The sequence below is a fragment of the Sphingomonas sp. CL5.1 genome, from assembly GCF_013344685.1.
In the GTDB taxonomy this organism is placed as follows: domain Bacteria; phylum Pseudomonadota; class Alphaproteobacteria; order Sphingomonadales; family Sphingomonadaceae; genus Sphingomonas.
The window spans coordinates 2,424,356-2,447,073 of record NZ_CP050137.1; the positions used below are offsets into that span (position 1 = coordinate 2,424,356).

Sequence of the window (22,718 nt, forward strand, 5' to 3'; positions counted from 1 at the left end):
TGTCAGGCGAACAGCGCTCGCGCGACGATCATCCGCTGAATCTCGGTCGCTCCCTCGCCGAGCCGCTTGATTCGCAACTCGCGGAACCAGCGCTCGAGCGGCAATTCGCAGGATACGCCCATGCCGCCGAACAGCTGGATGCAGGTATCGAGCGTCTTGAAGGCCGCTTCGGTCGCGCTCCATTTGGCCATCGCAGCTTCGGCGCGGGCGGGCTCGCCACGATCCGCTTTCCAGGCGGCGCGATAGGTGAGCAGGCGCGCGGCGTCGAGCGCGATGCGGCAGTCGGCAAGCATCCATTGCGCGCCCTGCTTGTCTGCGAGAAGCCCACCGAAGACGCTTCGCTCCTTTGCCCATTCGACGGTTAGCCGGAGCGCCTCTTCCGCGATTCCGATCGGCCCGGCGCCGTAGGTTATCCGGCCCCGAGTGAGGAAATCATCAGCGAGTGCAAAGCCGGCGCCTTCTTCGCCGATGCGATTGGCGACGGGTATGCGCGCATCATCGAAATGCAGTTCGTTGGGGCTGTTCGAGATCAGCACCGGAATGGGCGTACGCGTGAGGCCGGGCGTATCGGTCTCGACGATGAAACAGCTAATGCCGTCGCGGCGGCCGGACTCGCCGGTTCTGGCATAGACGATGCCCCAATGCGCCCGATCAGCGTGGGTGATCCAGGTCTTGGATCCGTTCAGGACATAATGGTCGCCATCGCGCACGGCGCGGCACTGGATCGCACGTGCCGGATCAGATCCGCCGGAGGCTTCGCTGATGGCGGTAAACGCTTTCGGCATGCGGCCCTCGACGATGGGTCGGCCGTAGCGCTCGAACTGATCCGGCGTTCCATGGAAGATCACTGATGGCGGATCGCCGGCGATCGCGCCTGCGGCGGGAAAGAAAGCGCCAAGGCGGCACTTTGCCGCCTCCTCGGCGACCACCACTTGCGCAAGCACGCTCATCCCAGCACCGCCGAATCGCTCTGGCGTCGCGAGAGCCCACAGTCCTGCGGCGCGCGCCTTTTCCTGGAGAGCCGCCTGCTTTTCGGGATCGAGCTTGGCTTGGCCGACCTCCAGCGTCGCCTCTGCCGGGGCAACTTCGTTGGCAATGAAGCGCCGTACGGTGTCGCGGAGCATTTCGAGCTCCGCCGGCAATTCCCATCCTCCGATTGCGGCGAAATCGGTCATGCAGCCTCCGGCGCGTTCACTGCCCGGAATGCGATCGCACCGAGCGGACCATAATCGAAGTGGAAGGTATCGCCGTGGCGGACCGAGACCGGCGCAGTGAAGGACCCTCCGAGGATCACCTCGCCCGCTTCCAGTCTCTCTCCATAAGGATGGAGCTTGTTCGCAAGCCAGGCCGGCCCGTTCGCTGGTTGATTGAGCACGGCCGCCGCGACTCCTGAATCCTCGATGACGCCATTGCGGTAGCACAAGGCCGATACCCAGCGCAGGTCGAGGTCGTCGGGGCGAACCGGCCGCCCGCCCAGCACGATGCCGGCATTGGAGGCATTGTCTGAGATCGTGTCGAACACCTTCCGCGTCCTCCCGGACGCGGGATCGACCGGCTGGATGCGCTGGTCGATGATCTCGATCGCTGGTACGATATGGTCGGTGGCGTTGAGCACGTCGTAGATCGTGCAATCGGGTCCTTCGAGCGGCGCTTTGAGGATGAAGGCAAGCTCGAGCTCAACCCGGGGCAGTATGAAGCGGGACATATCGATGTCGCCACCGGGCTCGAACATCATGTCGTCGAGCAATGCGCCATAGTCGGGTTCGGTGATGTTCGAGGTTCGCTGCATCGCCCGGCTGGTGAGGCCGATCTTGTGACCGATCAGCTTGCGTCCCGCCGTGCGCTTGATCTCGACCCAGGCGCGCTGGATCGCATAGGCGTCGGCAATCGTCATCTGGGGGTGTTCCAGCGAGAATTGCGGGATCTGCTTACGATCACGTTCTGCCTGGTCCAGCCGCTTCGCAAGGTCGGTGACGATCGCAGTTTCTAGGAAACGCTCGCCGTTCAACGCATCCCTTCCGCCATCAGGGCGCAGGACTTCCGGGTCAGGCATATGCGGCGTACTGGCTACTGGCGACATCGCCTGGAATTCCTCCCCTGTTTTCCTAACCCTCTGGCTAAAGGGGGGCGGTCTTGTGCGCCATCGCGCGGTCGCGATACGCGCCATAGTTTCTAGCTGTGGCTCCGTGTAGGGAGTGACCAATAGGTAACCAGTGCGCGTGGCCGATGGACGAGATCCAACTTCGTAATTTTGTGATGATAGGGCGCTGCGCCTCGATTACCGAAGCGGCCGACCGCTTGGGAATCGCTCAACCCTCATTGAGTCAGCAGCTGCTCCGGCTCGAAGACGAATTCGGCACCAAGCTGTTTCGCCGGACCTCGCGCGGGGTAGTGGCGACCGATGCGGGGCGAATGCTGCAGGAGCACGCCGCGACGATCCTCCAGGCGATGAACCGGGCTCGGGAGGAGGTTCAGGCAACCGAACGCGTGCCGCAGGGGAATGTAGCGGTAGGCCTGCCGGCGACGGCCAGCATGATCCTCGGTGTGCCGCTTCTCGTCGCGGCGCGAAGATCATTGCCATTGGTCAACATCCATGTCCGCGAGGCGATGACCGGAACGATTCGCAGATGGCTGGAGGAAGGGCGGATCGAACTGGGCATCCTCTATGCCGCTGAAGGCACGCGCCACCTTTCGACCAAAGTGATTGCACGCGAGACGCTCTTGCTTGTCGGGCCCGCCGGCGCATTTGGAGAAACCGATGCCTTTGGCATCGCCACGCAGCCGATCGAGCAACCGGCGCTCAAAACCTATGGCTTCATCCTTCCGTCGGTATCACATGGCCTGCGCGAACTTGTCGAGCGGCAGCTGCACATGGAGGATCTCTCGCTCTCCACCACGATCGAGATTGATTCGCTGGCGCATACCAAGACCCTGGTCGCATCGCGTCTGGGGTATACGCTCCTCCCGCATGCGGCGATCCGCAGTGAACTGGCGGGCGGAGAACTCTCGGCCGCGCACGTTGAAGGCATCGACTTGTCCCGCAGCGTGGCCTTTGTGCGGAACCCCGCACAGCCGCTCACACGCGCGTCGATCGAGGTCGAGGATCTGGCGCGGCAGCTGTTGCGCGAAATGATTGCGGACGGGCGTTGGCTGGCCTCGCCTGTCGAGGACGAATGATCCTCCCATAGGTTTCGGCTATTTCTGCTGGTCGGCAAAATCGAAGGACGGCCCTGTCGAGGCGTGCGAGACACCGTTGCACGGCGAAGGCTGCGAGGGCCGCGGCGCTTCCGGATGCGGTCGGTCCGATCGGCACGAAGCGGTTTCCCCAATGTAGCGATCGCCCGACATTCTTGAGGAAAGATGCTTGATATGGCTACTAAGATATCGGCCGAGATCGCTGCGGCCCATATGCCGAGCGACATAGCAGCGCGTATCGTGAACCCCAAGGCATATGGCGAATGGAATCAGCTCCAGAAGGATTTTACGTGGCTGCGCCAGAATATGCCGCTGAGCGTCGCGCAGGCCGAGGGCTACGACCCGTTCTGGATGGTGACGAAGTATGACGATATCCAGGAAATCGGCCGCCAGCCGGGCATCTTTGCGAACAACGGGGCCCGAAAGACACTGATCGACCGGAACTTCGCGGGCCACGTTGCCAGGGTGGAGGCGGAAGGAAAGCGTGCTGTCAACCGCTCGCTTCTCACCATGGATGCGCCGGTGCACATGCGCTACCGGCTGATAACCGCCGGGCAGTTCGCGCCCAAGGGCATCAAGATGCTTGAGCAGGACATCCGCGAGATCGCCCGCGAAGCGATCGACGCAATGGTCGGGCATGACGAGATCGACTTCCTCAATGCCGTATCGCACCGCTTTCCGCTCCGTGTCATCCTGAGCCTGTTGCAGCTGCCGCGTTCGGACGAGGACATGCTGCTCTCCATGACACAGCGCTTCTTCAATCCGCGCGATACCGAGATCGCGGGCATTCAGACCGGCAACTCGGTCGGCGCCACGTCGAACCACGATGTCGTGAACGAGATGTACGGTTATTTCGCGGCGCTGATCGCCAACCGCCGTGCCAATCCAACCGGCGACCTTGCCTCGGTGATCGCGAACTCGACGATCGACGGGCAGCCCATCGCCGAGGCCGATGCGGTAAGCTATTACATGACGATCGCGACGGCGGGGCACGACACCACCGCATCCTCTACCGCCGGCGCGGCATTGGCGCTGGCCGAGCGGCCGGAGGAGTTCGCCAAGGTCAAGGCAGACCGCAGCCTGATCCCCTCGCTGGTTAACGAGGCGATCCGCTGGACCTCGCCGGTCAGTCATTTCATGCGCACGGCGCTCTCCGATTATGAACTGCGCGGGCAGACGATCCGCGCGGGCGACTGGCTGATGCTATGTTATCCTTCAGCTAACCGCGACGAGGACATCTTCGATGCGCCGTTCGAGTTCCGCGTCGATCGCGCGCCCAATCCGCAGATGGCGTTCGGCTATGGCGCACACGTCTGCCTGGGTCAGCATCTCGCCAAGATGGAAATGGCGATCTTCTTCGAGGAGTTCTTCAACCGCGTCGAAAGCATCGAGCTGGCGGGTGAGCCCAAGCGCGTCGACTCGATTCTGGTTGGCGGGCTCAAGCGCCTTCCGGTGCGCTACAAGCTGGCGAGCTGATCGGCACATGACCACGCTTGACGGCAGAGTGGTCGCGATCACCGGCGCTTCGAGCGGGATCGGCAGAGCGATTGCACGCGCATTGCGGCCACTCGGGGCCCGGCTGGTGCTGAACGCGCTGGCGGACTCCGAACTCGACGCGTTGCGCGAGGAGTTTGGCGCCGATGCTGCGATCGTGGCCGGCGACATCGCGGACGCGAAGACCGGGCAGGAGCTGCTTGCTGCGGCGCTGGGGCGGTTCGGATGCGCAGAAGTGCTGGTCAACAATGCCGGCATCTTCCGCAACGGCTCGGCCGACGCAATCGACCTCGACGCGATGGAGCGGATGATCGCAGTCAATTTCACTGCGGTGGTGCGCAACTGCTATCTCTTCGCGCGTGCCATGGCTGCGCAGGGAAGCGGCCACATCGTCAATTTGTCGAGCATCAGTGCGACCCTCACGACACCGGGCTGCGGCGTATATGCCGGCACCAAGCGCGCCGTGGAGGGGTTCAGCGAGGCGTTGCGGATCGAACTGGCCGGGACGGGCGTCCGTGTGGGCGTGATCGCGCCGGGCACCACCGACACCGATCTTTTCGATCGCGTGCCGGGCCAGCCGCGCAGCTCGAACGTCGCGGTGCGCAAGCTCGATCCCGCCGACCTGGCGGATGCGGTGCGCTACGTGCTCGAACGCCCGGACCACGCCAACATCCCGCACCTCCGCCTCTATTCGGCGGACCAGCGGCACTGACTGTCGTCAGCCTGCCGGAGAGAAGATGGGAACTGCGCAGGCGGCCCGATATTCGCTCTCGAGTCTTTCCACCAGACTCTCGACGCTCTCGATCGCAGCGATCGCGGCCAGTCCCTGGCCGGCGCTGAAGATGTCGCGCCATGGCCGCGTGCCTTCGGGCAGATGGCTGTAATCGCCTCGCCCGGGGGAGCGGGGCAGGGACTCAGGGGCGAGCCCAATGTCGCGCAACGACGCTTTCAGCCAGTTCGCGCCGACGCCGTTGATCGCCGTCGAGAAAATCACGTCCTCGGCGTCCCCGGCGACCAGCATCGCCTTATACTCGTCGGGCGCTTCGGCCTCCGACGTGGCGATGAAGCGTGTGCCCAGATAGGCTAGGTCGGCGCCGAGCATCTCGGCCGCACGCACGCCCGCGCCGGTCGAGATCGCGCCGCCCAGCAGGATCGTTCCGGCGAACATCGCGCGGATGCGCGGCACCAGCGCGAACGCACTGATCTGGCCCGAATGCCCACCGGCTCCCGAGGCGATGCATGTGATGCCATCGACCTGTGCCTCGATAGCCTTTTCGGCGAAACGCAGACTGGTGACGTCGTGGAAGATCCGCCCGCCCCAGTCATGCACACGCCTGGCGAGTTCCGTCGGATTGCCGCGCGCGGAGATGACGATATCGACCCCATAACGGCGATACAGGTCGAGCTCACGGGCCAACTCGGCGGTGTCGAGCGCGGTCGAGAGATTGACCGCGAGCGGTCCCACCGGCGCGTCCGAGGCCTCGTCCAGCCGTCGTGCAAGCGCATCATGGATTTTGCGCAGCCATTGCTCGAACTGCTCGAAGCTCGCGGCGTTATGGCGCGGCAGGGCCGCCATGATTCCGGCCTTGCACGCGGCAGTCACCAGGCGTGGGCCCGAGACGTGGATCATTGGCGCGCAGACCAGCGGCAATCGCAGTTGCGCGCGGATATCGGCGGGCAGCGTCATTGGCGATCGCCGTCAGAACCCCGTAACCGTCCGGATCAATCGGCGGGCGGCCTCATCGTCAGGCAAAATATCCCCGCGCCAGCAGACGTGCGCGTCGGGCCGGACGAGCACGAGGGCGCGCTCATAGAGCCGCGCGATCGAAGGATCCGCGATGTCGATGACCGCCAGGGTCACGCCCTGTTCGCGCGCGGCGCCGGTCAATGCCGCGACGCTTGCCTCGGGGTCGAAGCGCAGCAGCACATAGCCGTACCCGAACAGGTCGATCGTCGAGCGGCCGTTGGACAGCCAGGCATGCGGCGCGCGGTGGCCGGGGCGGGCAGTCTGGCGATAGGTCTCGGGCGGATCCAGCGGCGCGGGCGTGCCGTCGGGAACGATGAGCGGTGACCCCTCGTAGCGATAGCCCAGGCCGACGCCAGTCGAGGTCCATTCCTGTTGCAACGCGGCGCTCATTTCCGCACCGATCCGCGCGCGTGCGTCATCGCCCTGCTCGCCGGGTGCGAGCACGTCTGAGAAGTTCGCGGCTGCGATCCAGTTGGTGAAATTCTCGGTCGAGATCGAGCTGTTGCGCATCGCGACCGGGCGCCGTTCGGCCTCATAGGCGTCGAGTAGCGCCGGACCGCCCTGGTCAGTGAGCGTGGCGTGGAGTAGCCAGCCAAGCGACAGGGCGTCGCCCACGCCGGTGTTCAGGCCATGCCCGCCGGTCGGCGACGTGGTGTGCGCCGCGTCTCCTGCCAGGAAGACGTTGCCCACCCGGTAGCGCGCGGCTGTGCACTGGCTTCTCCGCCAGGGTAGGACGCGCAGGATCTCGACCGGAATATCCGGCCCGAACGCTCGTGCGATGTCTTCGCCAATGTCGTGGACGGCAGGGTCGAGCTTTTCCTCGTTGCCGACCAGGGTGAACCGCCATAGGGTGCGGCCATCGACCGAGGTGAGATTGGCCCAGGTTCCCTTCTCGTCGACGAACATGTAGCGGTTGCGCACGCCGAATTTGGTGTCGCCCAGCTCCGCGCGGATCATCGCACTCACCGAATAGCTGAGCATCCGGCCCGGAAAATCCACGTCGAGCCCGCGGCGGATACGGCTGCCCGCGCCGTCGCAGGCGACGAGGTACCGCCCGCGCAGCGTCTGTGTCGCGCCGGTGGCGATCTCGGTCACGTGGATTGCGACGCCGTCATCGTCCTGTTCCATCCGTTCGAAGCGGTGGCCGTAGAGCAGGTTGACCTTGCCGGTCGCTTCCGCCGCTTTTGCCAGGATCGGATCGAACAGGAATTGCGGGCATTTCCGAAGCATCTCGACGGCGCCATCGGGCGGCGTCCTGCCACTTGTCGCCGGACGCGGATCCGCGCCGATATAGAGGCCGTCGAGTGCCGTGCAGTAGATCGTGTCGAGATTGACGTCGTCGGGAAAGCCGCATTCGGCGACGGCATCGGCGATGCCCCAGAAGCGGCATATCTCCATCGTGCGCTCGTTGAGCGTTCCCGCCTTGGCGAGCAGTTCGATGCCGGTGCCGGCATCGCGCTCCACGACGATGCTGGCAACACCGCGGCGGCCGAGGTCGAGCGCGGTGGCGAGCCCGACAGGCCCTCCTCCGACGATCAGGACCGGCGCATCCATTGTCATCGGGGCGCCCTTGCGGTGCACGCCGCCGTTTCGGGGAGCGGGATAGCTGCTTTCTGTCGAGTATCAGGCATTGTTCACTGCGATGCCGCTCTCTTCGGCGCCGCGCAATGTCCCGGGTCGGGGTACATTTGCTACGCCAGATCGGTCGGCATTACGGAGGCCTCGGTGGAATGGCTCTGAGGGGCGACTACAAACCGGCGAATTCGCGGCGCTTCGTCACCGCGGTCGAGCGCGCGGATTTGTGCGAAAAGCTGAGCTTCGTATTCGGCGATGCGTTCGCGGTGGCGCAGGTAGTCCGACCAGGCGCGCAAGTGGATGGTTTCGATCCAGATTTCGGGATCACTCATATCCTGGAGCAGTTGCCAGCGCCGCGCGCCATTGCGCCCGCGGATGCGCCTCCGTTCCTGCATGAGCCCTAGGAATTTGGGGTGATCCGCCACGTGGATGCGGAACTCGGTGAACAGCACTACCGGACTATTCTGTCGATCCGGGGCGACTTTCGCCTCGATCGGCTTCCGGCCGCTGAATGGCATAAGGTCGAGGTTGTTCGAACCGCGCAGCGGCAGCCAGCGCGTCAATGAGATGACGCCGAGCTGAAGCACGGCGGAGACGAGCAGCGCGTCGCGAACGCCATGGTGATCAGCCAGGAAACCGCCGAGCCAGCTGCCTGCCGCGACTCCCCCAAAGGCGGCCATCTGATAGAGTGCCAGCGCGCGCGCGCGAGCACCCAATTGGGCGCGTTCATCTGCACTGTCACGTTCAGCGTGGAAAAGGTGACGAGCCAGCCGGCACCCGTCAGCGCGAGGGCTGCGAGCGACATTGCGAGCCAGGGACTGAGCGCGATGCCGACGGTCCCGATCACGAACGCCAGCGAGAAGATGCGCGAGAGCTGTTCGGGCGACCAGCGCCTGCCGAGCTTCGCGATGCCCAACCCGCCCGCCACCGCGCCAAGCCCGAAAGCGCCGAGCAGCAGCCCATAAGTGAAGGCATCGCCATGCATGCGGTCGCGCACGATCAGCGGCAGCAGTGCCTGTACGCTGCTCGCTGTCAGCCCAAACAATGCGGCGCGGGGAAGCACTGTCAGGATTGCCGGGGCCATTGCGACATACCGGATGCCGGCATCGATGGCGGCGAGAAAGCTTTCCCGGGGTAGCGTGCGCGTCGTGCGCGGGCGGCGCCAGCGACGGAGTGCGGCGAGCATGCCGATGTTGCTGAGCGCATTGGCGATGAAGGCGACAGCTGGTCCTCCGGCCGCGACGATAAGCCCTCCAATCGCCGGGCCTACGCTGCGGGCAAGGTTGAAGCCGACGCTGTTCAATGCGATCGCGCTGGGCAACGCGGCTCGCGGCACCATCTCGCCGACTGCGGCCTGCCACGCCGGGGTCTTCATCGCGCCCCCGCATCCGATGAGGAAGGTGAAGATCAGCAGCGACCACGGGCTCAGCCATCCCGCCCATGCGCAAAAGGCAAGCGCCGCCGAGACGATCATCGTGAAGGCCTGGGCCATCATCATCACGTCGCGGCGATCGAATCGATCGGCGATGGTGCCGCCCCAGAGCGCCAACAGCATCAGCGGCAGTGCCGTGCTCGCCTGAACGAGCGCGATCATCTGTTCGGACGTGGTGAGCGAGATCATCAGCCATGACGCGCCGACCAGCTGGATCAGGCTGCCCAGATTGGACACGGTGTTCGCCGCCCAGATCTCCCTGAACGTTCGCGAGGCAAGGGGCGAAGAGCTTTCTGCCGGGGCGGGCGGTCCGTTGCTCATCCGCCTAGAGTTGTGGCGCTGCGGCAGCGGCCAGCTCCTTGAGCGGAACGTCCGCGCGCGCGATTGCCTCGGGATCAAGAACGATGCGCGAGGTAATCAGCGCACGGCCCTGGACATAATCCTTGGTCATGTTGACGCAATCGAGCGCGATCACGTGGCCCTGCTTCAGATAGACCACTGAGAAGCTGCGCATCGCCGGGTCGCCGCGCACCACCGTCGCATCGTGGCCTATGGACAGGCCGACGGTCTGGAGCTTGATGTCGTACTGGTTGGACCAGAACCAGGGCACGGCGTCGTAGCGGAGCGCCTGGCCCATGATCGTCTTGGCGACGAGCGTTGCCTGGTCCGTAGCGTTCTGCACCGATTCGAGGCGAAGCAAAGCGCCATCGGCAAAGTTGTTCGCATGCGCGGCACAGTCGCCGATCGCGAAGATGTCGGGCAGGTTTGTGCGGCATTGCGCATCCACGGTGACGCCATTGCCGCCCGCCGCGCCTGCGGTGAGCAGCGGCTCGACGGCGGGGACGATGCCGATGCCGACGATGATCATCTGCGCCGCCAGCGTCTCTCCGGTCGCCAGCCGCACGCCGGAGACGCGGCCCTCCTGCGCTTCGATACTCTCGATCGAAACGCCCAGGCGAATATCCACCCCGTGGCGGTGATGCTCGGCTTCAAAGAAGCGCGAAAGCGGCTCGCCGGTGACGCGCGCCAGCACCCGGTCCTGCGCTTCGAGCACCGTGATCGACTTGCCGAATTTGGTAAGCACGGCTGCCGCCTCGAGCCCGATATAGCCGCCGCCGATGACGATGACGCGGTCGGTCTCGCCGAGCTCGGCCTCGAGTTGGTCAACGTCGGCGCGCGTGCGCACGTGATGAAGGCCCGCGAGTATGCCGACATGGGGCATGCGGCGCGGATGACCGCCGGTTGCCCAGATCAACGTCCCGTAGCGAACGCTTTGCCCGTCGGCGCATCGGAGCGCATGCGCGTCCGGGTCGATTGCGACGACGCGCTCGCCCAGCCGCATCGTGATCGCGCGGTCGCGCCAGAAATCGGCCGGGCGGATCAATATCCGCTCGAAGCTCTTTTCCTTCGCCAGATATTCCTTGCTGAGCGGGGGGCGCTCATAGGGTAGCTCAGGCTCCTCGCCGATGACTGCGATCGTTCCTTCGAATTTCTGCTGCCGCAGCGCGATCGCCGCCTGCGCCCCGCCATGGCCCGCTCCGACGACGACAATGTCGTAACCAATAGTCACTGCCGCTCTCCAGAACGTCCGCCAGGCGCGCCCAAAGGCGTTTGACGCGATCGTAGCGTATCCCTTCACCCATCTTTGCTGGCTCCTCGTCGAACAATCCCCGCGAAAGGGACATGCCGACCGGACGTAGGGCCGCGAAATGGGCGGCATGGCTGAAAATATCAGATTCGATGCAATCGTGGTCGGCGCGGGGTTTGCCGGGCTCTACGCGGTCCACAAGCTGCGCGAGCAGGGACTGTCGGTTCAGGGCTATGAGCGTGGCGCCGGTGTCGGCGGCGTCTGGTATTGGAACCGCTACCCGGGCGCGCGCTGCGACATCGAGAGCATGGAATATTCGTACAGCTTCTCGGAAGCGCTCCAGCAGGAATGGGAGTGGACGGAAAAGTTCGCGAGCCAGCCGGAAATCCTCGCTTATCTGAACCATGTCGCCGATCGCTTCGACCTGCGCCGCAGCTACCGGTTCGAGACCGAGGTTCGCTCGGCGCATTACGACGCGGAAGATGGCGCATGGACCCTCACGCTCAGCGACGGTTCCATCGCGGTATCGCGCTATCTCATTCTCGGGGTCGGATGCCTTTCCACGGCGATGAAGCCGCAGATAGAGAGCTTCCAGCGCTTCGCCGGGCAAATCCTTCATACCGGGCACTGGCCGCATGAGGGCGTCGACCTTGCCGGCAAGCGCGTCGGTATCGTCGGGACGGGGTCGTCCGGGGTCCAGGCGGTCCCGATGATCGCGAGGCAGGCGGCGGAGCTGACCGTGTTCCAGCGCACGGCGACCTACACCGTTCCGGCGCGCAATGCGCCGCTCCATCCGGCGGAAGTGCATCGCGTAAAGTCGGACTATGCCGATTTCCGTCGGCGCAACCGCAAGATGGTCGGCGCGCGGGGCGCCGACCGGCTTAATCCTGATCCCAAATCGGTGTTCGAAGCCTCGCCGGAGGAGCGCCGCGACGCGTTCCTTGCGCGGTGGGCGGAAGGGGGGATGGGGATCCAGGCCACCTATAGCGACCTGCGGTCCGATCTCGAGGCGAACACGATCGTCGCCGATTTCGTCCGCGATCAGATCCGCGCGACAGTGCAGGACCCGCAGACCGCCGAGCTACTTTGCCCCAAGCAGACTCTGGGCTGCAAGCGCATGTGCATCGATACCGGTTATTACGAGACGTTTAATCTTCCGCATGTGCGCCTGGTCGACGTAAAGGCGAACCCGCTCACGCACTTCACCGAAAAGGGGCTGGTGGCGGGCGAGACCGAATATCCGCTCGACGTGGCGATCTTCGCGACCGGTTTCGATGCGATGACCGGCTCGCTACTGGCGATGGACATTCGCGGGCGCGACGGCGTGCCGCTGCGCGATGCCTGGGCCGCCGGGCCGCGAACCTATCTGGGGGTCGGCACCCTGGGCTTTCCCAACATGTTCATCCTCGCGGGCCCGGGAAGTCCTTCGGTGCTCGCCAACGTTCCGATCGCCGCAGAGCAGCATGTCGACTGGATTGCCGGCATGATCGCCTATCTCGACGCGCGCGGCGCAAAGGCGATCGAGCCGCAGCAATGTGCGCAGGATGAATGGGTCGATCATGTCAACGCAGTGGCGGCCGGCACGCTCTATACGAGTTGCGATTCCTGGTATCTCGGCGCGAACGTCCCCGGAAAGTCGCGCGTGTTCATGCCATTGCTTGGTTTTCCCGCTTACGAAGCCCGATGCGACGCGGTCGCGGCCGAGGGCTATTCGGGCTTCGACATCACACCGGCATAGGGATGCCGGCTCAATCGCCGATGATGCGACCGGCCCAGCGACCGGTCCGCACCAGGTCGCTCGCCACCTGCGCGAACGCATCGCCAACGAAGCGCGCCGCCGGCATCGCAGGGCGATCGGCCGGATAGGCGATCAATACGTGCCTGCTGGGTGCAGGCTCGATGAGCGCCGCTGCGGTCAGCGCGCCGCTCAGCACCTGTGCATGGATTGGGGCGAGCGGCAGGATCGTCATGCCGAAACCGCCGCGGACCAGATCGATCATCGCCGTAAGCGAATCGACTTCGAGCGAAGAGGTGAGCGTGATGCCCGCACGGCTGGCATAAGCGTCGAGGATATTGCGCAGGCCATGCGCGGGGCTGGGCAGCACGAGATGCTCACCGGCCAGCGACTTGAACGTCACGGGCGAGTCCATCGCGAGCCGCTGCTTGCTGCTGCCGACCAGGAGGAGCGCTTCATCAAGGATGGCGCGCGTCCGCACCAATCCGCTCTCTTGCGTATCATAGGCCACGCAGCAATCGAGTTCGCCCCGCTTGAGCCATTCAACGAGATGCCCGGAAAAGCCCGAGGTGAAGCTGAGCGATAGCTGCGGATGCGCGTCGCGGATCGCGCGGACGAGGGGGAGTGTCGCGACTTCAGCGACCGTCGGCGTTACGCCTACGCGCACGCGCCCGAGGTATGACGTGCTGCCCTCGACCGCGAGCCGCCGGATTTTGTCGAGGGACGCCAGTATCTCGCCTGCCGGATCGAGCAAACGCTGGCCAAGTTCGGTCAGGACCATTCCCCGTCCGTGGCGCGTGAAAAGCGGCGCGTTGAGCTCGGCCTCCATCAGCCGAATCTGCCGGCTGAGCGCTGGCTGGGCGATGCCGAGCCGCGTCGCCGCCTTGCTGACGCTGCCGAGCTCGGCGACGTGTATCAGCGTCTTGAGCTGCGAGATATCCATTCGACGGACATAGTCAGCCATACAATTCATGTATAGCTCATTGGCTGAAACTATATTCGTCCGTACCGGGCTGAAGGCGTAGTCAAATCTCGATAGTCAGCTCACGGCAGATGCGCCGCACGAGAATTAGGGGACGTCCAATGGCGCTCGACAGCCTGCAAGCCACGAGTTTTCCGGAAATTCGCGGCGCGGTCGCCCAGCTGTGCGAGTCCTTTCCGGACGAATATTGGCGCCGGCTCGATCGCGAGATGGCCTATCCTGCGGAGTTCGTGAAGGCGCTGGGGGACGCGGGGTTCCTCGCCGCGCTGATTCCGGAAGAATATGGTGGATCGGGCCTGCCGCTCCCGGCGGCCGCTGCGATCCTCGAGGAAGTTCAGCGCGCGGGCTGCAACGGATCGGCATGCCATGCCCAGATGTACATCATGGGGGCACTGCTGCGCCACGGCAGCGAGGGGCAGAAGCAGGCCTATCTACCCCGGATCGCTAGCGGCGAGCTTCGCCTCCAGGCTTTCGGGGTCACCGAGCCGAGCAGCGGAACCGACACCGGCGCGCTCAAGACGACCGCGGTGCGCGACGGGGACCGCTATATCGTCAACGGCCAGAAGATCTGGACCTCGCGCGCCGAATACTCCGATCTGATGCTGCTCCTCGCCCGCACCACGCCGCGCGACCAGGTGGCGCGCGGGATCGACGGCCTGTCGATCTTCATCCTCGACATGAATGCGGCACGCGAAGCGGGCGGCATGACGATCCGGCCGATCCGCACGATGATGAATCACGCGACGACCGAAGTCTTCTTCGATAATGTGGAGGTGCCTGCCGAAAATCTGATCGGCGAAGAAGGCAAGGGGTTCCGCTACATCCTGTCGGGCATGAACGCGGAACGCATCCTGATCGGCGCCGAATGCATCGGCGACGCGAAATGGTTCATCGAGCGATCGCGCCGTTACGCCAATGAGCGCTACCTTTTCGGGCGCCCGATCGGGCAGAACCAGGGCGTGCAGTTCCCGATCGCCAAGGCCTATGCCCAGATGCGTGCCGCCGAGTTGATGGTGACGCATGCGGCGGAATTGTTCGAATCCGGCGAGCAGTGCGGCGAGCAGGCGAATATGGCCAAGATGCTGGCAGCCGATGCTTCCTGGGCGGCGGCCGAGGCGGCTGTTCAGACGCATGGCGGATTCGGGTTCGCTGAGGAATATGACGTAGAGCGCAAGTTCCGCGAGACCCGGCTCTACCAGGTCGCGCCGATCTCGACGAACATGATCCTCAGCTATCTATCCGAACACGTTCTCGGCCTGCCGAGGTCCTACTGATGGCCGGACGGCTGCCGCTTGAAGGCATCACCGTCGTCGCGGTGGAACAGGCGGTCGCGGCGCCGTTCTGCACCTCGCGACTTGCCGATGCAGGCGCGCGCGTCATCAAGATTGAGCGACCCGAGGGCGATTTCGCGCGCGGCTATGATGCAGTCGCGGCGGGGCAGAGCAGCTATTTCGTCTGGCTCAACCGCGGCAAGGAATCGGTAGTCCTCGACCTTGCGGGCGAGGAGGGGCGCACCGCCTTCGCGGGACTGGTGGCCGAAGCCGACATCCTCGTCCAGAACCTCAAGCCCGGCGCGCTGGTGCGGCTGGGTTTCGGGCCGGATGCGTTGCGCGAGCGCCATCCGCGCCTGATCGTCTGCTCGATCAGCGGCTATGGTGACACGGGCCCGATGGCGGAGCGCAAGGCCTATGACATGCTGATCCAGGCCGAGTCCGGTCTCGCATCGGTCACCGGTGGTCCGGAAGCCCCCGCACGCGTGGGAACCTCGATCGTCGACATTGCCACCGGCGCGACCGCGCATGCCGCGATCCTCGAGGCGCTGATCGGACGCGCGACGAGCGGCGAGGGGGCCGATATCCGGGTCTCGATGTTCGACGTAATGGCCGATTGGCTGACCGTTCCCCTGCTGCATCACGAGGGTGGCAACTCTCCCAAGCGCCTCGGCCTCGCCCACCCTTCGATCGCGCCCTATGGCGTGTTCAAAACCCGCGACGGCAAACAGATGCTCCTTTCGATCCAGAGCGACCGCGAATGGGCGATACTCGCCTCGCGCTTCCTCGGCGACGCCGCGCTTGCCAGCGATCCGCGCTTTGCAACGAATGTGCAGCGCGTGGCGAACCGCGAGGCGACGGATAGCCTCGTGGCAGATGCCTTGGCCAGGCTGACGGAAGACCAAGCGCGCGATCAACTCGCTGCGGCGGACGTCGCCTTTGCCAGCGTCAACGACATGGCCGCGCTTGCAGCGCACCAGCATCTGCGCCGGATCACGGTCGATACACCAGCGGGGCAGGTCTCCTATCCGGCGCCCGCGCCGATCGTGAATGGTGAGGACCGCTGCTACCGTCCGGTCCCTGCTCTGGGAAGCGCCCGGTGAGCGGCGAGTTGGATATCGACCATCTGCGGCAATGGATCGGTCGCGAGGAAGCCTCGCAGGACGTTCTCACCGCGGCACTGGCCGCACGGTTCCACGCGACGCTCGATCTGCCCGGCGCAGCAGCGACGCAAAGCGAAGTGGCGCCGGCGCTCATCCATTTCTGCCTTTGCCAGCCCGCCGCCGCCATGCACGAGCTTGGCGGCGACGGGCATCCGGCCACGGGAGGTTTCCTGCCACCGGTGCTGTTGCCGCGCCGGATGTGGGCGAGCAGCGCGATCGATTTCCACAAGGGGCTGCGCGTCGGGGATGTCGTCGCCAAGCGCTCGCGTGTCGCGGAGGTGACCACCAAATCGGGGCGCAGCGGCAATCTGTGTTTCGTCACGGTGGAGCACGAGATCAGGGCGCACGATAGGCTGGCCATCAGCGAGCGCCAGACGATCGTTTATCGGGAGGCAGCAGGCTCGCGCGCAAGCGTGGCGCCCATGCCAGAAACAGCGCCGCAGGGCGTCACGGTCGAGACAATCACCGCCTCCGCGTCATTGCTGTTTCGCTATTCCGCGGTGACCTTCAACGGGCATCGGATCCATTACGATCTTCCCTATGCGATGGGCGAGGAGCATTATCCAGGGCTGGTGGTCCATGGACCGTTGCAGGCGACGTTGCTGGTTCATCTCGCCGCGCGGTGCAACGGCGGCCGCGCGCCCGATCATTTCTCGTTCCGTGGAGTCCAGCCGGCGATCGGCGGAGAAGCGCTGTCGCTCAATGCGGGGGCGCTGATCGACAACAGCATGGAACTCTGGTCCGCCCGGCCCGGCGGTGCGTTGGCGATGCGGGCGACGGCACAATGGCGTTGAGCGTCCTGCGCTTCGTCACCCCCTTGTTCGTCCCGGCGAACGGGCTGGAGCGGTTCGCCAAGGCCGCGGCGCGATCATCCTCGAAGTGGAGACGCAGTCGCGCGGGTGGATAAAGACGCGCCGCGCGCCGCGCTTTCGGCAGGCTTCACGGATCTGCCGGTCATCGTCCGAATCCACCCCGTCGGGACCGCGTCGCCCGCGGCCGATCTGGCGGTTGCAGCGCAATCGCCCTTCGTCGCTATCATGCCGCCTAAGACGGCCAGTCTCGACAACATCATCCGGGTGGCCGCGATCTGCCCCGACGTCGCGTTGATCGAGACTGCGGCCGGCATTGCCGAGGCGCGGACGATCGCTCGATACGGGCATGTGGCGCGTCTGGTCTTCGGCTCGGTCGACTTCGCCACCGATCTGGGTGGCAACCATGTTCCCGAGGCGCTCGCGGCAGCGCGCCTCGGATTCGGGGGCAAGCCCGCGATCCATCCGCACCAGATCGAGCCGATCAAGGCGGCCCTCCCGCCCGAGCCAAGCGAGATAGAATGGGCGCGGCAAGTGCTGGACAGTGGCGATGGTACGGTTCGGATTGATCGACGCGCTGGTGCGGGCTCGTGCACGCGTCGTGCTGGCCCGTGCATCCCAGCCATAGGCGATCGCAATGATGCACAATGCAAGTCCGCGCTAACGCGCTGCGGACTGCTGGCCTAGGCGGATCCTGCCGCGCGACTTGATACGCGTCCAGGCGATGCGGATGGAGGAAAGGATAGGCATGGAGCTCGTAGGTCTGGTGGGCATGTCCCACTCGCCTTCCTGGGATCTTTCGCCGGTCGAGGGGGCGGCCAAGCCGTATGTCGATGCCGTATTTCGCGCTCGGGACGAAGTCGCCCGCCTCATGCCCGACGTGCTGGTCGTGTTCGGTCCGGATCACGTTCGCAACTTCTTCTTCGACCTGATGCCCGCCTTTTGCATCGGCGTCGAAAACGTCACCGGGTTCGGCGATTACAGTTCACCGAAGGGGCCGTTCGCGACTTGTCCCGACCTCGCCAGTTTCATTGCCGAGCAGGTGCTTGCTGCCGGATTCGACCCCGCGTTGTCGCACAATATGGGGATCGACCACGGGATCAGTCAGCCAGTGGCGGCGCTGGTGCCAGATCTGCGCACGCCCGTCATTCCGATCATGATCAGCTCGGGCGGGGCTCCGTTGCCGACGCTCGCCCGTTGTCATGCCTTTGGCAGCGCGGTCGGGGATGCCATTCGCGCCTTTCCGGGAAAGGCGCGTGCGCTGGTAGTCGGATCGGGGGGACTTTCGCACTCGCCGCCGTCGATCTCGCCGGCGGATCCCGGGTTGAGCGCAGAAACGCGCGACTATCTCATCAACGGTCGTCCCAGGGTGCAGGAATTCAACCGGCAGCGCGAGGAAGCGTCGCGCAAGCGGCGCGGCGTGGGGGGGATCGGACCGATCAACGAGGAATGGGATCGCTGGCTGCTGGATTGCATGCGCACCGGCGATCTCGCGCCCGTGCTCGCCATGGATAACGCCACGCTGCTCGAGCAGGGCGGCGTGGGCGGACAGGAAATCCGCGCCTGGCTGGCCGCGCTCGGCGCTTGGGGGAAGCCGGCGGAAACGACCGATTACGCCCCGGTGCCCACGTGGATCACCGGCATGGGCTGCGCCACCGCATTCGACAAGGAAGCCGTATGACCGAAGAATATCGCCACCGGAGCATCTGGGGCCATCTGATGAAGCTGGCGTTCTCGCAGAACTATGTGGACGCGGGCGGCATCCGCACCCGCTATGTCGAGGCAGGTCCCAAGGACGCGCCTGTGCTGATCATGATTCACGGGACTGGCAGCAGCTGGGAATGCTTCTGCGCGACGCTGGAAAGCCATGCCCGGCACTTCCGGTGCCTCGCCATCGACATGGCGGGCAGCGGCTTCAGCGATCGGCCCGATGAGCCGTATGAAATCCAGTTTTATGTGAACCACGTGCTTGCATTCATGGACGCGCTGGGGATCGCGACGGCGTCGTTCATTGGCGTGTCGCTCGGGGCGTGGGTGACGAGCCGGCTCGTGGTAGATCATCCCGAGCGCGTCGAGAAGCTGACGTTGCTCGCCTCTTCGGGGCTCATCATCAACAACGCGACCATGTCGCGGACCAAGACCGTCCGGAATGCGGCGGTCGATGATCCGAGCTGGGAGAACATCAAGCCGGTGTTCAATTCGATCCTGTACAAAGAAGAGGATCGGATTCCCGATCTGATCCAGCTTCGCCAGGCGATCTACCGCGAGCCCAACATGAAGATGGCGATGGGCAACATCCTGGTGCTTCAAAACGAGGAGGTTCGCCGCCGCAACCTCGTGAGCGAGGAGGAGTGGCGCGGCGTCACGGTCCCGATTTTCATCATCCTCGCTCCTGACGACAACCCTGATTACACGACCACCGGCGAGCGCATCGCCGAACTGGCCACCGACGTTCGCACGCTGACGATCGAGAAAGTGAAGCATTGGGCGCATTACGAGGCGCCTGAAATCTTTAACCCCGCCAACCTTGCATTCCTGCTCGGTGAAACCAGGCCGGGCTGAGCACCGGCAATCCGTTTTTCATCTTTCGGACCGGCTGATTCCGCCGGCCAGCGATACGCCAGGAAATGCCAATGTCGAACAATGTCGAAAACATCGTGAACGGCGCCTTTATCGAGAATAAGCTGGTGCCGGTCGCGAGCGACGTCCGCGTGCCGGTTGTCGATCCGACGACGGGTGCCGTGTTCACCGAGCTTCACGAGGCCGGGAAGGACGAAGTCGATGCGGCGGTGGCCGCCGGGCGACATGCGCTCGAGCAGGGCGAGTGGGGCAGGCTCGCCGGGTTCGAGCGCGGCCGGTTGCTCGCCAAGCTGTCGCAGGCGATCCTCGACAATGCCGACGAACTCGTTGCGCTGGAATCGCGCGACACAGGAAAGCCGCTGGGCCAGGCGCGGGCCGACATCGTCGCGACTGCGCGCTATTTTGAATTCTACGCGGGCGCGGCGGACAAGATGCACGGCGAGACGATCCCGTATTTCCGTGATTTTTTCGTGGCGACCGAGCGCGAGCCGCACGGTGTCGTTGCCCACATCATCCCCTGGAATTATCCGGCGCAGATGTTTGGCCGCAACGTCGCGCCGTCGCTTGCGGTGGGCAATGCGGCGGTGGTCAAACCGGCCGAGGACGCCTGCCTTTCGGTTCTCCGCATGGCCCAGCTCTCGGCCGAAGTCGGGTTTCCGGCGGGGGCGCTGGCGGTGCTGCCGGGACGGGGTTCCGTGACCGGCGCGGCGCTCAGCGCGCATGACGATATCGACTATATCGCATTTACGGGCAGCCCCGGCGTTGGCGAGATGATCCAGGTCGCCGCGGCGCGACGCGCAATCGGCTGCACGCTCGAACTGGGCGGTAAGTCGCCGCATGTGGTGTTCGGCGATGCCGATCTGTCGCTTGCGGTGCCGGCTATCGTCAATGGGATTGTCAACAACGCCGGCCAGACCTGCTCCGCAGGTTCGCGCGTGCTCGTCGAGCGGGCGCATTTCGACCGTATCGTCGGGGCAATCGCCAACGCTTTCAGCAAACTTCGTGCCGGGAGTCCGGAGATGAACGTGGATCTCGGCCCGGTAATCAACCAGCGCCAGCGCGAGCGCATCGAGCGCTATTGCGAACAGGCCAGGGCGGACGGCATTCCGCTGCTTGCCGAAGGAAGCATCGAGGCCGGCACGTCTTCCGACGGCTTCTTCGTCGCGCCGCGGCTCTACGGGCCAGTCGATCCCTCCAACATCCTGGCGCGCGAGGAAGTGTTCGGACCTGTGCTTTGCGTGATTCCGTTCGAGGACGATGCGGATGCGCTGCGCCTGGCCAACGACAGCGAATTCGGCTTGCTTGCGGGAATCTGGACGCGGGATGGTGGGCGGGGGCTTCGCCTCGCTCGAAAGATTCGCGCCGGGCAGGTGTATATCAACGGCTTTGCCGCGGGCGGTGGGATCGAATTGCCGTTCGGTGGTGTCAAGCGCTCGGGGCATGGCCGCGAAAAGGGCTTGGCCGCGATGGAGGAGCTGTCCACGGTCAAGACGATCATTCACCGTCATGGCTGAGACGGAGCGGAATCGCGCGCAAGTGACAGAGTCGATCGAACAATTCGACGTAGTCATTGTCGGTGCGGGACCCTGTGGCGTGACGCTGGCCAATCATCTCGGCCTGTATGGCGTGCGCACGCTGATCGTCGATCGTTCCTCTGAGATTCTCGACTATCCGCGCGCTGTAGGGATGGACGACGAGGCGCTGCGCTCGTTCCAGACGGTCGGGCTTGCAGAGTTGTTGCTCGCCGACATGATCCGCAACGTACCGGCCCGCTACCACACGGCAGGCGGTTGGTGTTTCGCGCATGTCCATCCGCAGGAGCAGCCGTTCGGTTGGAGCCGGCGCAACCTATTCATCCAGCCGATCGCGGAACGCACGCTGCGGCGCGGGCTAGACCGCTATGAAGCCGTCCGCCTTGATCTGGGGGTGTCGCTGCTAACCCTGGACGAAGAGAGTGACGGGGTGCTGGCGACCTTGGAACGTGCCGATGGAACGACCTATGCTGTCCGTTGCGCGTATCTCGTCGGGGCAGATGGCGGGCGGAGCACCGTGCGCGGGCTGATCGATGTGAGACTCGACGGGAAGACCGACGCGGCGCGTTGGCTGGTCGTCGACATGCAGAATGACGATCTGGATTCGCCCTATTCGAGCGTATTCACCCACCGCCATCATCCGCGGATGTCGATCGCGCTGCCTTATGGGCACCGGCGCTTCGAGTTCCGGTTGCCGGACACGGAAAGCGACGAAGCCGCGGTCGTACCGGAGCGGCTCGAGGAGCGGCTGCGGCTCTTCTATGGAGCGGGCCCCCGGCGGGCGAATGTGTTGCGCGCGCGCGTATATCGGCACCACTCGCGAATTGCCGAGCGCTTCAAGGTCGGCAGGGTTTTCCTGGCGGGCGATGCCGCGCACCTCCAGCCGCCGTTTTTCGGACAGGGGATGAATTCAGGCCTGCGTGACGCGACGAATCTGGGATGGAAGTTTGCCGCAGTTTTGCGCGGTCTGGCCGGCCCTCGTCTGCTCGAAAGTTATGAGGTGGAGCGGCATGATCATGCGCGCAAGATGGTCAATATCGCGACGATGTTCGGCAAGCTCTACTCGCCGGGCTCGCGAGCGCTGGAAATTGCGCGGGATCTCTTTTTCCGCGTCGTCCAGCGCCAGCCGCGCCTTCGCGACTATGTGCTCCAGATGAAATTCAAGCCGATTCCGCGCTACACCGAGGGGCTGGTGCTTCCCGCGACCGATCCCACGAGGGAAGGCATTGTCGGCCGGATGTTCATGCAGCCGCTCGTCGAAACGGCGGACCGCCAGCAGGTGAAGCTGGACGACGCCCTAGGTCCCTGGTTCACGGTGATCGGCATCGGCGCCGATCCGAGCACGGCGATGTCGGCGGATTCCCGGAAATTCTGGGCGGATCTTGGCGCCAATCTGGTGCAGGTGCGATCTTCACGGTCAGAGGAGGCTGCGGCAAGCGACGGCGTAATCGTGATCGAAGACCTGATGGGCGCGTTCCGGGACTGGCGCCGGGCGCGGCCCACGATCCGCTTCATCGTGCTTCGGCCTGACCGGTATGTTGCCGCAGTCGCCGGGGATAACGAGCTGGATAGTGTTAGCGAGCAGTTGCGGTCTTTACTGAGGACCTGAAGTGCG

General features: G+C 64.8%; 19 protein-coding genes and 1 pseudogene. 12 read left to right on the forward strand and 8 right to left on the reverse strand.

The genetic code is table 11. The features are described from left to right. Positions 1-2: 2 nt before the first annotated feature. Positions 3-1,175 carry an acyl-CoA dehydrogenase family protein gene (locus tag F9288_RS11770; protein ID WP_174836965.1) on the reverse strand — a complete coding sequence of 391 codons (1,173 nt, stop codon included), beginning with the start codon at positions 1,173-1,175 and terminating at the stop codon, positions 3-5. Beyond that, positions 1,172-2,080 (reverse strand): 2-oxo-hept-4-ene-1,7-dioate hydratase, encoded by a 909-nt coding sequence (hpaH, locus tag F9288_RS11775; protein WP_254620855.1) that lies wholly within the window; start codon positions 2,078-2,080, stop codon positions 1,172-1,174. Before hpaH ends, F9288_RS11770 begins: the two co-directional genes overlap by 4 nt. A gap of 146 nt (positions 2,081-2,226) precedes the next feature. Here hpaH and F9288_RS11780 point away from each other — a divergent pair, with 146 nt between their 5' ends. The 3 genes from F9288_RS11780 to F9288_RS11790 all read left to right on the forward strand — a co-directional run bounded on the left by F9288_RS11780 (position 2,227) and on the right by F9288_RS11790 (position 5,401). Next, complete coding sequence (locus F9288_RS11780; RefSeq protein ID WP_174836966.1) at positions 2,227-3,177, forward strand: LysR family transcriptional regulator; 951 nt, start codon at positions 2,227-2,229, stop codon at positions 3,175-3,177. A 192-nt stretch (positions 3,178-3,369) separates the two neighbouring features. Further along, on the forward strand, positions 3,370-4,671 hold the full coding sequence (locus tag F9288_RS11785; protein ID WP_217482503.1) for a cytochrome P450: 1,302 nt from the start codon (positions 3,370-3,372) through the stop codon (positions 4,669-4,671). A 28-nt stretch (positions 4,672-4,699) separates the two neighbouring features. Then, positions 4,700-5,401 carry an SDR family oxidoreductase gene (locus tag F9288_RS11790; protein WP_217482504.1) on the forward strand — a complete coding sequence of 234 codons (702 nt, stop codon included), beginning with the start codon at positions 4,700-4,702 and terminating at the stop codon, positions 5,399-5,401. A 6-nt stretch (positions 5,402-5,407) separates the two neighbouring features. On the opposite strand, the gene F9288_RS11795 is transcribed toward F9288_RS11790, so the two are convergent. The 5 genes and pseudogenes from F9288_RS11795 to F9288_RS11815 all read right to left on the reverse strand — a co-directional run bounded on the left by F9288_RS11795 (position 5,408) and on the right by F9288_RS11815 (position 11,013). After that, positions 5,408-6,376: a nitronate monooxygenase family protein gene (locus F9288_RS11795; protein ID WP_174836968.1), complete on the reverse strand. Its 969-nt coding sequence runs from the start codon at positions 6,374-6,376 to the stop codon at positions 5,408-5,410. Between the two features lie 12 nt (positions 6,377-6,388). After that, positions 6,389-7,996, reverse strand: coding sequence for an FAD-dependent monooxygenase (locus F9288_RS11800; RefSeq protein WP_174836969.1), 1,608 nt, complete (start codon positions 7,994-7,996; stop codon positions 6,389-6,391). Positions 7,997-8,127: 131 nt separating this feature from the next. After that, positions 8,128-8,691 (reverse strand): MFS transporter, encoded by a 564-nt coding sequence (locus F9288_RS11805; protein ID WP_254620856.1) that lies wholly within the window; start codon positions 8,689-8,691, stop codon positions 8,128-8,130. A 29-nt stretch (positions 8,692-8,720) separates the two neighbouring features. Continuing rightward, positions 8,721-9,764 (reverse strand): annotated as a pseudogene (locus F9288_RS11810) (MFS transporter); the annotation flags it as partial. Between the two features lie 4 nt (positions 9,765-9,768). Continuing rightward, entirely contained in the window at positions 9,769-11,013 is a 1,245-nt protein-coding gene (locus F9288_RS11815; protein WP_254621200.1) for an NAD(P)/FAD-dependent oxidoreductase, read from the reverse strand. A 148-nt stretch (positions 11,014-11,161) separates the two neighbouring features. Here F9288_RS11815 and F9288_RS11820 point away from each other — a divergent pair, with 148 nt between their 5' ends. Beyond that, on the forward strand, positions 11,162-12,769 hold the full coding sequence (locus F9288_RS11820; protein WP_174836972.1) for an NAD(P)/FAD-dependent oxidoreductase: 1,608 nt from the start codon (positions 11,162-11,164) through the stop codon (positions 12,767-12,769). 10 nt (positions 12,770-12,779) lie between these two features. On the opposite strand, the gene F9288_RS11825 is transcribed toward F9288_RS11820, so the two are convergent. Next, positions 12,780-13,739, reverse strand: a complete 960-nt coding sequence (locus F9288_RS11825; RefSeq protein WP_217482505.1) for a LysR family transcriptional regulator — start codon at positions 13,737-13,739, stop codon at positions 12,780-12,782. Between the two features lie 110 nt (positions 13,740-13,849). Here F9288_RS11825 and F9288_RS11830 point away from each other — a divergent pair, with 110 nt between their 5' ends. From F9288_RS11830 to F9288_RS11865, 8 genes are all read left to right on the forward strand, one after another. After that, on the forward strand, positions 13,850-15,022 hold the full coding sequence (locus F9288_RS11830) for an acyl-CoA dehydrogenase family protein (RefSeq protein ID WP_174836973.1): 1,173 nt from the start codon (positions 13,850-13,852) through the stop codon (positions 15,020-15,022). Beyond that, positions 15,022-16,122, forward strand: coding sequence for a CaiB/BaiF CoA-transferase family protein (locus tag F9288_RS11835; RefSeq protein ID WP_174836974.1), 1,101 nt, complete (start codon positions 15,022-15,024; stop codon positions 16,120-16,122). Before F9288_RS11830 ends, F9288_RS11835 begins: the two co-directional genes overlap by 1 nt. Next, positions 16,119-16,976, forward strand: coding sequence for a MaoC family dehydratase N-terminal domain-containing protein (locus F9288_RS11840; RefSeq protein ID WP_174836975.1), 858 nt, complete (start codon positions 16,119-16,121; stop codon positions 16,974-16,976). Before F9288_RS11835 ends, F9288_RS11840 begins: the two co-directional genes overlap by 4 nt. Positions 16,977-17,081: 105 nt before the next feature. Continuing rightward, positions 17,082-17,678: an aldolase/citrate lyase family protein gene (locus F9288_RS11845; RefSeq protein WP_174836976.1), complete on the forward strand. Its 597-nt coding sequence runs from the start codon at positions 17,082-17,084 to the stop codon at positions 17,676-17,678. A 61-nt stretch (positions 17,679-17,739) separates the two neighbouring features. Continuing rightward, the gene (locus F9288_RS11850) at positions 17,740-18,672 is read left to right on the forward strand and encodes a 2,3-dihydroxyphenylpropionate 1,2-dioxygenase (RefSeq protein WP_174836977.1); all 933 of its coding nucleotides are present in this window, start codon (positions 17,740-17,742) and stop codon (positions 18,670-18,672) included. Continuing rightward, a complete protein-coding gene (locus F9288_RS11855; protein WP_174836978.1) occupies positions 18,669-19,553 on the forward strand; it encodes an alpha/beta fold hydrolase in 885 nt (294 codons plus the stop codon). Before F9288_RS11850 ends, F9288_RS11855 begins: the two co-directional genes overlap by 4 nt. A gap of 71 nt (positions 19,554-19,624) precedes the next feature. Then, positions 19,625-21,085, forward strand: coding sequence for an aldehyde dehydrogenase family protein (locus tag F9288_RS11860; protein WP_174836979.1), 1,461 nt, complete (start codon positions 19,625-19,627; stop codon positions 21,083-21,085). After that, positions 21,078-22,712: a bifunctional 3-(3-hydroxy-phenyl)propionate/3-hydroxycinnamic acid hydroxylase gene (locus tag F9288_RS11865; protein WP_174836980.1), complete on the forward strand. Its 1,635-nt coding sequence runs from the start codon at positions 21,078-21,080 to the stop codon at positions 22,710-22,712. Before F9288_RS11860 ends, F9288_RS11865 begins: the two co-directional genes overlap by 8 nt. The last annotated feature ends 6 nt before the right edge of the window (positions 22,713-22,718 follow it).